The following is a 15,203-nucleotide window of genomic DNA, read 5'->3' as shown; positions in this document are numbered from 1 at the left end:
GGAGGCACATGCAGGGCGTGACATTGAAAAGCCGCGCCACCGCCTTCGCCTGCGCCGCGGGGGCGCTGGTGTTCATCCTGTCGCTCGTGCTGGGGCAGGGGCAGGCGACCGACATCCTGGGCATAGGCCGATCGCTGATCGTAGCGATTTTGTGCGGCACGATGAGCTGGGCGTCGGCCCGCCAGGCTGTCGTCGCGGCCGCCAGCGCGATCGATCGGGCCACGGAAAGACTGGTCGCTGCCGCCCATGGCGACCTGCAATCCCCCGTGCCGCCCGAAATCGTGGCAGAATTACCCGACCTCTCGGTTGCGATGACCAGCCTGTTCAGTCAGGTGCGCACCAATCTCGACCATGTGCAGACGCTCGCCCTGTTCGATCAGGTGACTGGCCTTGCGAACCGCACAAGCTTCTGCCGGCAAGTCGAGAGGCTGTTGGCGGAGCGCAACGACGTGGCTTCGGCCGCCTTGTTCTTCATCGACCTCGATGGGTTCAAGGGCGTCAATGACACGCTGGGCCATGCGGCGGGTGACCAGTTGCTTGCGCGTGTCGCGGGCCGCCTGCGCGAAGTCGTCATGGCCCAAGTCAGCGCCGGAATCAGCGATGCCGTCATCGGGCGCTTGGCAGGTGACGAATTCACGATGTTCTTCCCTCAACTGCCCGGCCGCGAATCGGCCATCCGCATCGCGCGCGCGATCCAGTTCGCGCTCAGCGAGCGTTTCGACCTTGGCAGCCAGCATATCGAACTGGGCGCATCGATCGGCATCGCCTGCTATCCCGACCATGGCGACACCCTGTCCGCATTGCTGCGTTCGGCGGACATCGCCATGTATCATGCCAAGCATGAAGGGCGGAACCGGGCAGAGATGTTCACCGCCGAACTGGCGCTGGAAGCCGCCGATCGCGCCGAGCTGGAAAGGGACTTGCTGCTGGCCTTGCAGCGGGATGAGTTCATTCTGGAGTTCCAGCCTCAGGTCGAGGCCACCAGCGGCCGGATCGTCACGGCGGAGGCGCTGATCCGCTGGGCCCATCCCGAACGCGACATGGTCATGGCGGGCTTCTTCGTGCCCGTAGCGGAGGAAAGCGGCGCGATCGTGGCGCTGGGTGACTGGGTCATGGGCCGGGTGTGCGAGACCGCGGCACGCTGGTCTAAGGCCGACATCGGCCAGCGTATCGCGGTCAACATCTCCTCAAGGGAATTGTCGCAGGCGGATTTCTTCCTGCGCCTGCGGCACGCCATGGCCGCGCATCAAACGCCCCCGCAGATGCTGGAGCTGGAAATATCCGAGTCGCTGGCGATGGAGATGGACAGCCGTGTGCTTGGCCAGTTGAAGGCCTTGCGCGACGAAGGCGTGCGGATCGCCATCGACGATTTCGGAACCGGCTATTCGAACCTCTCGCGCCTGAAGGAACTCCCCGTCGATCGCGTCAAGATCGACCGCAGTCTGGTGCGCGACATCGCCATTTCGGCGGAAGCGCGCACGATCTGCAGCGCCGTCGTCGGCCTCATCCAGGGGCTGGGGATGGAAGTCGTGGTCGAAGGCGTCGAATCCGAAGCGCAGATGGAAATGCTGCGCGTCATCGGCTGCACCCTGTTCCAGGGCTATCATTTCGCCCGTCCGATGAGCGAGCAGGACTATCTGTCCCGCTTCGCCCTTTCACCGCTAGGCCAGCGCCGCACCGTTTGACGATCAGGCCGCCAGTGCGCTCCCGATGACGAGGGCGTAGATCCGGGTCAGGTCCTCAAGGTCCTGCACCGCCACGGCCTCATCCAGCTTGTGCATCGTTGCATTGTTCAGCCCGAACTCCACCACCGGGCACAGGCGGGAGAGGAAACGCGCGTCCGATGTGCCGCCGGTGGTGGAAAGCTCCGCCTCGACCCCCGTCACGTCCTTGATCGCGCCCGCCACAAGGCTGGATAGCGCGCCTGGTTCCGTCAAGAACGGCTCGCCGCTGATCTTCGCGGTGACGATACCGCCCTCGGTCGCCGCAATCGCGCTGATCCGCTCGATCAGTTGCGCGCCGCTATGCTGGTCGTTGAAGCGGATGGAAATGCGGGCATGGGCGGCCGCTGGGATGACATTGGTGGCGGGATTCCCCACCTCCAGATCCGTGATCTCGATATTGCTCGGCTGGAACCAGTCCGTGCCCTCATCCAGCACCACAGCATCGATCGCCGCGAGGATGCGGACGAGGCGCGGAACCGGATTGTCGGCCAGGTGCGGATAAGCGACATGCCCCTGCACGCCGTCCACCTTTATCCACATGTTGACCGAGCCGCGCCGACCGACCTTGATGACGTCGCCCAGCCGCTGGGAGGAAGTCGGCTCGCCGACCAGACAGAGGTCGGGCCGCAATCCGTGCGCTGCCATGCGGTCCATCAGCGCCAGCGTGCCGTAAACCGCCGGGCCTTCCTCATCGCCGGTGATGATGAGGCTGACGGTCCCCGGCACATCATCGGGAACGCTGGCAAGAGCAGTGACAAAGGCGGCGATAGACCCTTTCATGTCGACCGCGCCACGGCCATGGAGAAGGTCGCCGCGGAGCTCCGGCGTGAAGGGATCGCTGGTCCAGCCGTCGCCCGGCGGCACCACGTCCAGATGCCCCGCGAAAGCGAAGTGCGGGCCCGCGCCCGTCGTCCGCCAGGCAAGCAGGTTTTCCACCGGCCCGTCGGGCGCTTCTCCGGTGACAAAGCGATCGACGGTGAAGCCCATCGGCGCCAGCATCGCTTCAAGGACCGCGAAGACTTCACCCCGGGCGGGCGTCACCGAAGGGCAGGCAATCAGCTTGCGCGCTATGTCCACTACATCGGCATTGGTGCTGGTCATGCTCATGGCGCTGCGTTAGCGAAAGCCGAGCGCCTTTGCCAGCGGAGGAAAAGATCATGCCCAAGATCGATCTTGCAGCCACGGAACAGACCAACAGGACCGGCTATCCCGATCCCTATGCAGTTGTGGTGGAGGGGCGATGGGTGCGAAGACTGGGTCCGGGCTCCGGCCTTGCGGACTTCGGCGTCAGCCATGTGGTGCTGAAACCCGGCGCCGCTTCGTCGCAGCGTCACTGGCATGAAGATGAGGATGAATTCGTCGTCATGCTGAGCGGGCAAGCCGTGCTGATAGAGGATGAAGGCCGCTTCGCCATGCAGGCAGGCGACATGGCCGCCTTCCCCAAGGGGGAGCCCAATGGCCATCATCTCGTCAACGAAAGTGACGGCGACTGCGAATTCCTCGCCTTCGGGCGCGTGCCAAAGGGGGATGCGCACTATCCCGACATCGACCTTCGATGGTCGAGGGGAGGCTATCAGCGCAAGGATGGGAGCGCCTTTTGAGCGGCTGTCCAGCGTTCGACCGTCGGATGATGCTGGCGGGCATGGGGGCTGCCTTGGTGGCAGCGAAAGCGCCCCCGCCTGAACACGTAAAGCCGCCGCGCTTGCGCCCTGGCGATGTCGTCGGCCTTGTGGAACCGGCGGGCTTCACCGACGACCTGTTCGATCTGGATGTGGTGAAGGAAACGATCGTCGCGATGGGCCTCAAGCCCAGGCCCGCCCGCCACTTGCTCGACCGCCACGGCTATCTCGCGGGCAAGGATGAAGACCGCGCCGCCGATCTGAACGCGATGTTCGCCGACCGGGAGGTGAAGGCCATATTCGCGGTGCGCGGCGGCTGGGGATGCGCGCGCATCCTGCCCTATCTCGATTTCACCACCATCCGCGCCAACCCAAAGCTGCTCATCGGCTTCAGCGACATCACCGCCTTGCACATGGCCTTCGCCGCACGCGCGGGCTTTACCACGATCCATGGCCCGAACGCCGCCAGCAGCTGGCCGCGCTTCAGCTGGGACGCGTTCCGGGCGATCGCCTTTGACGGCGCCACGCCCCTGTTGACCAACCCGCAGGCGAAAGAGGATCGGCTGGTCCCGCTGGGCGGCCGCATCCGCACATTCGGCAGGGGGCGGGCGAGCGGCCGGTTGCTGGGCGGCAACCTCACCGTGCTGACGGCGCTCATGGGAACAGGCTGGCTCCCCGATTTCACAGGCGCCATCCTGTTCCTGGAGGATGTGGACGAAGCGCCATACCGGATCGACCGGATGCTGACCCAATTGTCGCTCGCGGGCGTGTTGCGCAAGCTGGCCGGGGTGGTGTTCGGCCAGTGCACGAGTTGCGGCGCGACAGGACCCTCCTATGGCGGCTTCACCCTGTCGCAAGTGCTTGAGCAACATCTCCGGCCCCTCGGCATCCCCGCCTTTCAGGGCGCCGCCATCGGCCATGTCGCCAACCAGTTCAGCCTGCCGCTCGGCGTGCGGGCCGAAATCGATGCCGATGCGGGCAGCATCCGCCTGCTAGAACCAGCCGTCAGCTAAAGGTCACTCTGCTTCGTTCGTGGCGCGGGCATAAGCCCCGCGCCCGTCCGGCGGCACCAGTTCCTTGCCCCTGATCGTCAAGGTCAGCGTCTTGAAACCCGGCTGCGGCACATCCTTCGTCGGCTCCGCCTCAAGCCGCACCGTGCCATCCGCCTCCTGCCAGCGCCCTTCGGCAAACAGATCAAGCGCGCCATAGACGAGATACCATTGAAAGCGCCCGTCCGGCCGGAGCATCAGCTCCGATCCGGTTTCCATGACGCCACGCAGATAATAGTGACCGGCCCGTTCCGCAGGCGCAGTCTCCGCCAGTGCCGGTGTCGCGAAGAAAGCCGCCAGGGGCATGAGGGGGGTGAGCAGCCGCATGCGGATAGCTTAGCAGATGTTCATCGCTCAGGCGCGGACGAAGGGGATCAGCTCTTCATAAACCGGCAAAGGCGGCTTTCCCTCCACCCGCGCACCCCGGCGCATCAGGAAGGCATGGCGCACGATCTCCGCCTGTTGCTCAAGCCCATAGCGCGCGAACGGCCGCCCCGGCACGATGTCGTAGCCATAGCGGCAAAAGGGGTGGCGCATCAGCGGCAGATACCATTTGCCGCCCCTTTGCGCCTGCCAGACATGGGTCATTTCGTGGATGAAATGCCCCTGCAGGTGAAGCGCCGACCCGCAAAAATCATCGCAAAACAGCCCGCTCCTGGGGTTGAACCAGATATCGCCATCGGGCGACATGGTGACTCGAGCAGGCTGGAAGGGCCACCATTTGCGATTATGCGCCCGCACCCGGTCATAGGCGATCGCGTCGCCGAACACCGATCGGGCGAGCGCCACCTCTCCCGGCGTCAGGCTCCGGCTGGTCAATGCTCGGCGGGCTCCCCGGCCTTCGGAGCGGGCGCTCCGGGCTTCTGGATCACGGCATCCACCAGCAGGCGGTCTCCATTGGCAAGGAGGAAGGTAAAGCTCATCTTGCCGCGGCTGACCGCCGTGTCGTTGATGCCCCAGATCATCAGATGCTTGCCGCCGGGTGCAAAGGCGACCTTCGACTTGGCGGGAATGTCGACCGCGTCGATCTTCTGCATCTTCATCGTGCCGCCATGATCCATGCTTTCATGCATCTCGACCTTGAGCGCATAATCGGTCAGCACGCCGCGCAGCTGCGTCGCCGTATCGCCGCCATGGGCGACAAAATAACCGGCCGAAGGCGTGTCCTTGTTGGGGCTGAGCCGCACCCAGGCCTGATCTATATAGGTCGGGGCAGGATCGCCGCAGGCCGCAAGTGCAAAGGGAGTAGCCAAGGCAAAAAGGGACAAGGGTGCGCGCATCGGGGAACTTTCGTGACTGTCTCGTTTCCGGTCGGTTGTTACGGTAATCGTCCGCGCTTCTTGTGCCAAGGAAGATCGCGCCTATATCCCATCCGCAAACGGCCTTGCCTTGGCGCTTTCGTGAGGTATGGGGCCGTCAACCGCTGATGTGATTTGGGGTTTGAAGAGGACAAGATGGGAAAAGTAATCGGCATTGACCTTGGCACCACCAACAGCTGCGTGGCTGTGATGGACGGCGGCAAGCCCAAGGTGATCGAAAATGCGGAAGGCGCGCGCACCACGCCGTCGATCGTGGCCTTCACCAAGGATGGCGAGCGCCTGATCGGCCAGCCTGCCAAGCGTCAGGCCGTCACCAATCCGGACAATACGATTTTCGCGGTGAAGCGCCTGATCGGCCGCCGCTTCGACGATCCGACCACCAAGAAGGACATGGAGCTTGTCCCCTATCACATCGTGAAGGGCGGCAATGGCGACGCATGGGTCCAGGCGGGCGGCAAGGATTATTCGCCTTCGCAGATTTCCGCCTTCACCCTTCAGAAGATGAAGGAAACCGCCGAAAGCTATCTCGGCGAAACGGTTACGCAGGCGGTCATCACCGTCCCGGCTTACTTCAACGATGCCCAGCGTCAGGCGACGAAGGACGCCGGCCAGATCGCGGGCCTCGAAGTGCTGCGCATCATCAACGAGCCTACGGCGGCGGCGCTCGCCTATGGCCTTGAGAAGCAGGACGGCAAGACGATCGCGGTCTATGACCTTGGCGGCGGCACCTTCGACATTTCCATCCTCGAAATCGGCGATGGCGTGTTCGAAGTGAAGTCCACCAACGGCGACACCTTCCTGGGCGGCGAAGATTTCGACGCCAAGCTGGTCGAATATCTGGCCGAAGGCTTCAAGAAGGATGAGGGCATCGACCTCACCAAGGACAAGCTGGCGCTCCAGCGTCTGAAGGAAGCCGCTGAAAAGGCGAAGATCGAACTGTCCTCGGCCCAGTCGACCGAAGTCAACCTGCCCTTCATCACCGCTGACCAGAATGGCCCCAAGCATCTGGTGAAGAACATCACCCGCGCCGATCTGGAGCGTCTGGTGACCGACCTCATCAAGCGCACGATGGAGCCCTGCAAGAAGGCGATGGCGGACGCTGGCATCTCCGCGAGCGAGATTAGCGAAGTCGTCCTCGTCGGCGGCATGACCCGCATGCCCAAGGTGCGCGAGGCCGTGAAGGAGTTCTTTGGCAAGGAACCGCACACCGGCGTCAACCCGGACGAAGTCGTCGCCATGGGCGCGGCGATCCAGGCGGGCGTGCTTCAGGGCGACGTCAAGGACGTGCTGCTGCTCGACGTCACTCCGCTGAGCCTCGGCATCGAGACGCTGGGCGGCGTGTTCACCCGCATGATCGACCGTAACACGACGATCCCCGCCAAGAAGAGCCAAGTCTATTCGACCGCTGACGACAATCAGCAGGCGGTGACGATCCGCGTGTTTCAGGGCGAACGTGAAATGGCGGCGGACAACAAGCTGCTCGGCCAGTTCGACCTGGTCGGCATCCCGCCCGCGCCGCGTGGCGTGCCGCAGATCGAAGTCACCTTCGACATCGACGCTAACGGCCTCGTCAACGTCCATGCCAAGGACAAGGGGACGGGCAAGGAACAGCAGATCCGCATCCAGGCTTCGGGCGGCCTGTCCGACGCCGACATCGATCAGATGGTCAAGGACGCCGAACGTTTCGCCGAAGAGGACAAGAAGCGGCGTGAAGGCGCAGAGGCGAAGAACAACGCCGAAAGCCTGATCCACACTACCGAACAGCAGCTCAATGAGCATGGCGACAAGGTGGAGCCAAGCCTCAAGTCCGAAATCGAAACCGCGATCGCCGCGACCAAGTCGGCTGTCGAGGGTGGCGACGCTGAAGCGATGAAGGCCAAGGCGCAGGAACTCGCCCAAGTCGCGATGAAGCTTGGCCAGGCGATCTATGAAAAGGAGCAGGCCCAAGCCGCGGCTCCGGGTGCCGAAGCGCCCAAGGCTGATGACGATGTCGTCGACGCTGAATTTTCGGAAGTCGACGACAACAAGGCGTAACAGACCCCCTCCCTCTCCCTTTCAGGGGAGAGGGCCGGGGAGAGGGGGTTAGAAGAGATGGCGATGGCAACAGGATATCTAACGTTCCGCATTGCCCCTCTCCCAACCCTCTCCCCTGAAGGGGAGAGGGCTTTTTAATGAGTACCGAAGTGGATTATTACGAACTGCTCGAAGTCGAGCGCACAGCCGATGGGAACGCGATAAAGAGCGCCTATCGCAAGCTCGCGATGAAATATCATCCGGATCGCACTGGCGGGTGCACCGACAGCGAGGCCAAGTTCAAGGCGGTCTCCGAAGCCTATGAATGTCTGAAAGACCCGCAGAAGCGCGCCGCGTACGACCGTTATGGCCATGCGGCCTACACCAACGCCCAGAATGGCGGTGGCGGCTTCAATGGCCGTGGCGCGGGCGGCTTTTCCGATCTTGGCGACATATTCGAAACGATCTTCGGCCAGAGCGGCTTTGGTGGCGGGGGTCGTCAGACGCAACGGCGCGGCGCGGACCTGCGCTATGACATGGAGATCACGCTCGACGAAGCCTATCATGGCAAGAAGACCGAGATCGAGATCGAAGTCTCCGCCCCTTGCGAAAGCTGCGATGGATCGGGCGCGCAGCCCGGCACCGGCGTCAAGACCTGCGGCACGTGCGGCGGTCATGGCCAGGTGCGGGCGCAGCAGGGCTTCTTCGTGGTCGAGCGCACGTGCCCCGGCTGCCATGGCGCGGGCCAAGTCATCGAAAGCCCCTGCCGCAGCTGCCGCGGCGAGGGCCGGGTGGACAAGCCCAAGACGCTATCGGTCACTATCCCCGCAGGCGTGGACGAAGGCACCCGCATCCGTCTGTCCGGCGAAGGCGAGGCGGGCGCGCGGGGCGCTCCTGCTGGCGACCTCTACATCTTCCTGCATGTGAAGCGGCATTCCCTGTTCGAACGGGACGGCACGACCCTTTTCTGCCGCGCGCCCGTCAGCTTCACCACGGCGGCGCTTGGCGGCTGCATCGAAGTGCCCGGCCTCGACGGCCAGCGGCATGAGATCAAGATCCCGAGCGGCATCCAGTCCGGCAAGCAGATCCGCCAGCGCGGCGCGGGCATGCCGGTACTGAACGGGCGGGGGCAGGGCGACCTCGTCATCCAGGTCGATGTCGAAACGCCCACTCGCTTGACCGCCAAGCAGAAGGAATTGCTGGAAGCCTTCCGGGAAACCGAAACCGGCGAGGAATGTCCTCAGTCCACCGGCTTCTTCAGCAAGCTCAAGGAGCTGTGGGGCGAATAAGGCGCTTCGCTGCTGCCAACGCATGAAGCCGGGTGCGGAAAGACCGTCCCTGGCTTTCCTTTTATCTAAGGGTGATTATTTCCGCAGGTTCTTCTGGAAGAACTCCGTCATCACATCCAGCGCTTCCTGCGCCTCGGGCAGATTTCGGTTGGCGAAGAAACAATGGTCCAGCCCGTCCCAGACATGCAGGTCGGCCTTCACCTTCGCCTTGATCAATTCGCGATGGGTGTTGACGGCGGCGCTGACTTCGCCCGCGCGCATCGAGGTCACCAATAAGGTAGCCGGGAAATAGCGCAGCGTGTCGCTCGACATGATCGGCGACATGAGCGGGTCGAGCAGGTCGTGATTGCCATAATAGAAACGCTCGTCGAGCGTCGCGGGCGTGGTCAGTCCCTGCATCGGCTTGAATGTGTACCAGCTGTCGCCCGCCCATCGCGCATCCGCCGACGCGCAGAATATCCCCGCCGCGCCGGGCGCGGGCAGCTTCACATGCTGGAACCAGGCGATCGCCTGCGCCGTCAGCAGGCCACCGGCCGAACTGCCGAAAATGCCGATCTGCGAAGCCTTGCGCGTCTTGAGCAATTCCCGATAGACCGCCGCCACATCCTCGCTCGCCGCCGGGAAGACAGCTTCGGGCGCCTGCCGGTAGTCGATCGTCAGAACCTCAAATCCGGTCCGGCTCGCCAAGGGGATGGATTCCTGCAATCCGCCTGCTGCAGCGTTCGCCACGATGAAGCCGCCGCCGGGAAGGTTGATCAGGATGTTGCCATTCTTGCCCCGGCCGCTCCGCTTGTCAGGCGTGATCAGATAGCCGTGGACGCCGCCAACCGTGACCTCGCGATAGTTGACCCGATATTCCTCCGCCAGCTTGCGGACCATCGAAGCCGCTCCGCGCGTCATCATCTCCCGGGTCGCTGGCACCCGTCTCTTTTCGATCAACTGGGTCAGCATGTCGTTGGCATCCAGCGGACGCCGTGGAAGCGCCTTCTTCGCCTCCTCGCTCAGATAGACGGACGGGGGAAGGCGGAATGCGGGGACGTTCACCGTCCCATCAGTTTCGATCGGGTTCGGCTTGGTAGGCGGCGTCTGCGTGAAACCGGTCCCCTGTACAGCGCACAGCGCCAGCAGCCCCGCGAGCTTCTTTACATGACGCATCGCCATCTCCCCCGCCGACATATAATAGAACTGTACCGTACCATTATATGTCGGGAAAGCGTTTTCTCGCTACTTCATTCTTTAAATCAATTTCAGCTTCACCCTCAAGCCGCCAGGAACATGTCCGGATCGATCGCCATCAAGCTTTCCGCCCCGCCCTCGATCTTGCGCCGCAACGCCCCGGCATCCGGCATGACACGTTCCGCAAAAAACCGCGCCGTCACCAGCTTCGCTTCCAGATAGCGCGCATCGCCTTCGCCCGCCTCCAGCAACTCAGCCGCCGCCTTCGCCATGCGCAGCCACATCAGGCCGGTCGAGACAATCCCCAATATGTGCATGTAATGCACCGCGCCAGCCCCGGCATTGTCGGGGTTCTGCATCGCGTTCTGCATCAGCCACATGGTCGCCGCCCCCAGCTGCCCGCTCGCTTTCTCCAGCGCTTCCGCCACGCCCGTCAGCCGCGCATTGCCTTTCGCTTCAGCTACCTCGTCAGCGACGATCTTCAGGAAAGCCTGCAACGCTCTGCCGCCGTTCATGGGCAGCTTGCGGCCGACAAGATCCATCGCCTGAACGCCATTAGTGCCCTCGTAAATCTGGGCTATGCGAGCATCGCGCACATATTGTTCTGCGCCATTCTCCCAGATGTAGCCGTGACCGCCGAAAACCTGCTGGCACATGACCGCAACGTCAAAGCCCTTGTCGGTGCCATAGCCTTTCAGCACGGGGGTCAACAGCTGGACCAGATCGTCAGCGGCCTGTCGCTCCTCATCCGTCGCGGCATGATGCGCCAGATCGACCTGAAGCGCACCCCAGAGCATCAGCGCGCGCAGTCCCTCCGTCAGCGCCTTGGCTTCCATCAGCATACGGCGCACGTCGGGATGGACGAAGAGAGTGTCGGCTTTCTCATCCTTGTCCTGCGGCCCGGTCAGCGCGCGGCCCTGCCGCCGGTCGCGAGCATAATGGACTGCGTTCTGGAAAGCGACCTCGGCCTGTCCCAGCCCCTGCATGCCGACCCACATCCGGGCGGCGTTCATCATGATGAACATGGCGGCAAGGCCCTTATTCTCCTCGCCCACGATCCAGCCTTTCGCTCCGTCATAATTCATGACGCAGGTCGCGTTGCCGTGGATTCCCATCTTATGTTCCAGTGACCCGCAGGAGACCGCATTACGTTCACCCAGCGAGCCGTCATCATTCACCAGAACCTTGGGAACGACGAAGAGCGAAATGCCCTTGCTGCCTTCCGGCGCATCGGGTGTCTTGGCGAGGACCAGGTGGATGATATTCTCCGTGAGGTCCTGCTCGCCCGACGAAATGAAGATTTTCGTGCCGGTGATCGAATAGCTGCCGTCATCCTGCTTCACCGCCTTGGTCTTGATCAGGCCCAGGTCCGTGCCCGCATGCGGCTCGGTCAGGTTCATCGTGCCGGTCCATTTGCCCGACACCATGTTGGGGATATATTTCTGCTTCTGTTCTTCGCTGCCTTTCGCGAGCAATGCGGAGACAGCTCCGCTCGTCAGGCCGTGATACATCTCGAAACTGTGATTGGCCGAAAGCACATATTCCCCGACCGCGGATGCGACGACGTTGGGCAAGCCTTGTCCGCCATATTCCACAGGCGCATGCAGCGTGGTCCAGCCGCCCTCGACATAGGTGTCGAACGCCTCCTTGAAGCCGGGAGGCGTGGTCACGCTGCCATCGGAATGGCGGACGCAGCCTTCCTTGTCGCCCACCGCGTTGAGCGGGAAGAGCACCTCCTCCGCGATTTTGCCCCCTTCCGCCAGAATCGCGTCGACAAGATCCGGCGTCGCGCTCTCAAAGCCCGGCAGGTTTGCGTAGCGTTCCAGCCCTACCACATGGTCGAGGACGAAACGGGTTTCGCGGATGGGGGCTGAATAGCTGGGCATGATCTTCTCCGATGTTTCTTTTCTTGGCAGGGCGAAGTGTCAGGGCCTGTCGAGAGCGGTTACGAAGTCCGACAGTTCCGCGATTGCGGCGTCGATATCGCTTTTCTGGCGGGTGAGCAGTTCGATACGCGCCTTGCATTTGGCGACCGTGACTCGCCGCTGCTCCTCATGTTCTTCATCCGCGTCGTAAAGATCGATCATCTCGCGAATGTCGGCCAGGCTGAAGCCGACCCTCTTGCCGCGGAGGATCCAGGCGAGGCGCGCGCGGTCGCGGCGGGAATAGATGCGCGCCAAACCTTGGCGCTCGGGTGCGATCAGTCCTTCATCCTCATAGAAGCGGAGCGCGCGCGCGGTGACGCCGAACTCCTCGGACAGGTCGGTTATCGTGTAGCTTTGCCGTTCCTTGTGATCGGGCAGCTCAATGCCCGCGATGCTGCTGCGCTGGTCCATGGCGCCTTAGCTAGGAGGGCTTTACGTTAACGTCAAGTGTGATCTGGGACGATTTGGCCTGATGACAGGGTGGGCTGGGGGAGCTAAGCGGCTTCCGATGATGGGGGCGATCAGACGATCAGAACTTGCGCGGGGCCTTTTGGCTGCGTTGGGGCTGCTTGTCCTCGCGATCCAGCTCGTCACGCCTACCGGTTTCATGCCGGTACGGACCTCGCACGGCGTGATGGTGACGCTCTGCACCGGTCAGGGCGCCGTCCGCGTCATGGTGGATCGCGAAGAGGCGCCCGGCAAGGTGCATCATTCACCCGATGAGGGCGGCCCCGTTCAGCAGCATTGCGCTTTCGCCGCATCCGTGCAGCCGATGGTGCCGCCTTTGCTATTGGCCGATCTGCCTCTGCCAGCTTGGCAGACAATTTTCGGGCCCATCGCCTTCGCCCTCAAAACCGGGCTGATCGCCAGGCTTGCGGCGCCCCCGCCTCCATCATCCGGTCCCCCTCAATCCTCCTGACAATGCCGCTTATGCCGCGCGGAGCGCGGCACGATTTTTCATGAGGATGAATTCATGTCTGCACCTACCGCTTCGCGCAGCGTTTCGCTGTGCGCACTTGCCTGTTCTCTGATGTCCGTACCCGCCCTGGCTGATGAGGCGGGCGATCAAGGCCGCATCGTTGTTACGGCTGCCTCGACCCCTGAGGACGCCGCTGCGAATATCAGCCGTACCGCTGGGGGCGCCGACATCGTCACCGCCAAGGATTTCGAGGACAAGCTGGCCGTATCGCTGCGCGATGCGCTTGCTTTTTCCGCTGGCGTCTACACGCAGCCCCGCTTCGGGCAGGAGGTTCGGATTTCGATCCGCGGCTCTGGCCTTTCGCGAGGCTTCCATATGCGCGGCTTGACCCTGTTGCAGGATGGCATTCCCATCAACATGGCCGATGACAATGGGGACTTTCAGGAACTGGACCCGCAGGTTTTCCAGCATCTGGAGGTGTATCGCGGCGGCAATGCTTCGCGGCTTGGTGGATCGACGCTGGGTGGCGCGATCAACGCAGTGACGCCGACCGGGCGGACAGCGTCTGGGGCTGAATTTCGCGTCGATGGCGGTTCTTTTGATACGCTCCGGGCCAAGGCGGCCTATGGCTATGCGGATGACCGTGGAGATGCCTGGGCAGCAATTACCGCCGACCGGTCGGATGGTGACCGCGCTCATGGTGAGAGGCGCGCGTTGCGCTTCAACGGCAATGTCGGGGTCAAGCTCAGCGAGCGTGTGGAAACCCGCTTCTACGTCAGCGCACAGTCGATAAGGCAAAAACTGTCGGGCGCATTGAACGAAGTGGATGCTCTGAACGACCCGGCGCGCGGTAATTTCGCAGGGGATCAGGCGAGGAACATCGATTCGATCCGCTTTCAAAACCGGACCATGGTGCAGCTGGACGGCGGACAATTTGCATTTGGCGCCTATTTCAACGCGAAGGCGCTGGATCATCCCATCTACCAGGTGGTGGATCAGAAATCCGAAGACCGCGGGCTGTTCGCGAGCCTGGAATTGGCGGGCGACATACGAGGGCTTCCGGTCGGAATCACGCTCGGCACGCAGGCGCGCTTTGGTCATGGCGACTTCCGGCAGTTCGTGAACATCAATGGTAAGGCAGGTGTTCCCACCTCCATCCAGAAGGCGCGTGCTCAGACGATTAACAGCTATGCGGAAGCGAGGATAGCGCCCGTTCGGGGATTATGGCTGATCGCAGGCGGCGTCTACACGCATGGCGAACGACGACTTGACAACCGCCTTGCCCCTGCACGTAGCGGGGAGGCGAAGTTTGATAGTTTCGCTCCAAAATTCGGGCTGTTGTTTGAACCGTCTCAAGCGGTGCAGTTCTACGCCAATTATAGTCGGTCGGTGGAACTCCCGGGCTTCATCGAATTGGGGCAAACAGCGGTCGGCTCGGGCGGAGTGGCATTGCCTGGCTTCACGCCGCTTGACGCGCAACGGGCCTGGACGGCGGAAATAGGCACGCGCGGCAGCTTGGGTCCGGCGCGGTGGGATCTAAGCATCTACCGTGCGGACCTGAAGGGCGAATTGCTTCAATATAATGTTCAGCCGGGCGTTATCCCGGCTGCCACCTTCAACGCGGGCCAGACGCGGCATCAGGGTGTGGAGGCAGCGCTAGAGTTGAAGATTTCGCCTTGGGCGGCGTTGCGGCAGGTTTATCAATATAGCGATTTCCGATTCCGGGGCGACGCGCAGTTTGGCAACAATCGCCTCCCCGTCGTGCCGCGCCATTTCTACCGGGCCGAACTGAGGTTGGGGACGGATCGCGCCAGCATCGCTCCGGCCGTCGAATGGGTCCCACAGGGCGCCTGGGTAGATTATGCCAACAGCAAGCGGGTCGATGGCTATGCCACGTTCAACCTGGGGGCGCAGGCGCAACTGACGAAAGCTGTCAGCCTCTTCATCGACGCTCGCAACCTGACGGGCAAGCGAGCGATCGGCGACATAGGAGCGCTCGTCAACTACAAGCGGGACAATCCGCTGACAGCGGCGAACGAAGCCAGTGTCGCCTTCTACCCCATTGAGCGACGTGCCATCTATGCCGGGCTGCGCGCGCGTCTCTGAAAAGGTGTCGGCCTATCCTCATGAGGGGGTGGAGCGGGGCGGCAAATGCGGCTAGAGGCGGCGC

Annotated in this window: 14 protein-coding genes; 7 read left to right on the top strand and 7 right to left on the bottom strand. The window is 62.9% G+C overall.

Annotated elements, in window-relative coordinates:
* The first annotated feature begins 8 nt into the window (after nucleotides 1-8).
* Nucleotides 9-1,685 (top strand): putative bifunctional diguanylate cyclase/phosphodiesterase, encoded by a 1,677-nt coding sequence (locus SPHS8_RS08635; protein ID WP_201515139.1) that lies wholly within the window; start codon nucleotides 9-11, stop codon nucleotides 1,683-1,685.
* 3 nt (nucleotides 1,686-1,688) lie between these two features.
* Here SPHS8_RS08635 and dapE read toward each other — a convergent pair whose 3' ends face one another.
* Nucleotides 1,689-2,831, bottom strand: coding sequence for a succinyl-diaminopimelate desuccinylase (gene dapE / locus SPHS8_RS08630; RefSeq protein ID WP_201515137.1), 1,143 nt, complete (start codon nucleotides 2,829-2,831; stop codon nucleotides 1,689-1,691).
* A 50-nt stretch (nucleotides 2,832-2,881) separates the two neighbouring features.
* Between dapE and SPHS8_RS08625 the strand changes: the two genes are divergently transcribed.
* Both SPHS8_RS08625 and SPHS8_RS08620 read left to right on the top strand, forming a co-directional pair.
* The gene (locus SPHS8_RS08625) at nucleotides 2,882-3,325 is read left to right on the top strand and encodes a cupin domain-containing protein (RefSeq protein WP_201515135.1); all 444 of its coding nucleotides are present in this window, start codon (nucleotides 2,882-2,884) and stop codon (nucleotides 3,323-3,325) included.
* A gap of 41 nt (nucleotides 3,326-3,366) precedes the next feature.
* Nucleotides 3,367-4,356, top strand: coding sequence for a S66 peptidase family protein (locus SPHS8_RS08620; RefSeq protein ID WP_443018583.1), 990 nt, complete (start codon nucleotides 3,367-3,369; stop codon nucleotides 4,354-4,356).
* A 3-nt stretch (nucleotides 4,357-4,359) separates the two neighbouring features.
* On the opposite strand, the gene SPHS8_RS08615 is transcribed toward SPHS8_RS08620, so the two are convergent.
* From SPHS8_RS08615 to SPHS8_RS08605, 3 genes are read right to left on the bottom strand one after another with little or no spacing between them, the layout of a single operon-like run.
* Nucleotides 4,360-4,719, bottom strand: coding sequence for a hypothetical protein (locus SPHS8_RS08615; protein ID WP_201515133.1), 360 nt, complete (start codon nucleotides 4,717-4,719; stop codon nucleotides 4,360-4,362).
* A gap of 27 nt (nucleotides 4,720-4,746) precedes the next feature.
* Entirely contained in the window at nucleotides 4,747-5,211 is a 465-nt protein-coding gene (locus tag SPHS8_RS08610) for a vgr related protein (RefSeq protein ID WP_201515132.1), read from the bottom strand.
* Nucleotides 5,208-5,672: a copper chaperone PCu(A)C gene (locus SPHS8_RS08605; protein WP_097090825.1), complete on the bottom strand. Its 465-nt coding sequence runs from the start codon at nucleotides 5,670-5,672 to the stop codon at nucleotides 5,208-5,210. The genes SPHS8_RS08610 and SPHS8_RS08605 overlap by 4 nt, the downstream gene beginning before the upstream one ends.
* A gap of 174 nt (nucleotides 5,673-5,846) precedes the next feature.
* On the opposite strand from SPHS8_RS08605, the gene dnaK reads away from it, so the two are divergent.
* Entirely contained in the window at nucleotides 5,847-7,745 is a 1,899-nt protein-coding gene (gene dnaK / locus SPHS8_RS08600; protein ID WP_097092660.1) for a molecular chaperone DnaK, read from the top strand.
* 137 nt (nucleotides 7,746-7,882) lie between these two features.
* Nucleotides 7,883-9,013, top strand: a complete 1,131-nt coding sequence (dnaJ, locus tag SPHS8_RS08595) for a molecular chaperone DnaJ (RefSeq protein ID WP_201515130.1) — start codon at nucleotides 7,883-7,885, stop codon at nucleotides 9,011-9,013.
* Nucleotides 9,014-9,088: 75 nt separating this feature from the next.
* Here dnaJ and SPHS8_RS08590 read toward each other — a convergent pair whose 3' ends face one another.
* From SPHS8_RS08590 to SPHS8_RS08580, 3 genes are all read right to left on the bottom strand, one after another.
* Complete coding sequence (locus SPHS8_RS08590) at nucleotides 9,089-10,168, bottom strand: alpha/beta hydrolase fold domain-containing protein (protein ID WP_201515129.1); 1,080 nt, start codon at nucleotides 10,166-10,168, stop codon at nucleotides 9,089-9,091.
* A 104-nt stretch (nucleotides 10,169-10,272) separates the two neighbouring features.
* On the bottom strand, nucleotides 10,273-12,075 hold the full coding sequence (locus SPHS8_RS08585) for an acyl-CoA dehydrogenase C-terminal domain-containing protein (protein ID WP_201515127.1): 1,803 nt from the start codon (nucleotides 12,073-12,075) through the stop codon (nucleotides 10,273-10,275).
* Nucleotides 12,076-12,114: 39 nt separating this feature from the next.
* Nucleotides 12,115-12,525 carry a MerR family transcriptional regulator gene (locus SPHS8_RS08580; RefSeq protein WP_097090829.1) on the bottom strand — a complete coding sequence of 137 codons (411 nt, stop codon included), beginning with the start codon at nucleotides 12,523-12,525 and terminating at the stop codon, nucleotides 12,115-12,117.
* Between the two features lie 97 nt (nucleotides 12,526-12,622).
* Between SPHS8_RS08580 and SPHS8_RS08575 the strand changes: the two genes are divergently transcribed.
* Both SPHS8_RS08575 and SPHS8_RS08570 read left to right on the top strand, forming a co-directional pair.
* Nucleotides 12,623-13,033: a hypothetical protein gene (locus tag SPHS8_RS08575; protein WP_201515125.1), complete on the top strand. Its 411-nt coding sequence runs from the start codon at nucleotides 12,623-12,625 to the stop codon at nucleotides 13,031-13,033.
* 54 nt (nucleotides 13,034-13,087) lie between these two features.
* Nucleotides 13,088-15,139: a TonB-dependent receptor family protein gene (locus SPHS8_RS08570; protein WP_201515123.1), complete on the top strand. Its 2,052-nt coding sequence runs from the start codon at nucleotides 13,088-13,090 to the stop codon at nucleotides 15,137-15,139.
* Nucleotides 15,140-15,203 lie beyond the last annotated feature (64 nt).

The sequence above is a fragment of the Sphingobium sp. S6 genome (genome assembly GCF_905120495.1).
Classification (GTDB): Bacteria; Pseudomonadota; Alphaproteobacteria; order Sphingomonadales; family Sphingomonadaceae; genus Sphingobium; species Sphingobium agri.
Note: the sequence above shows the minus strand (reverse complement) of the source record. Positions and strands in the feature narration are given on the sequence as shown.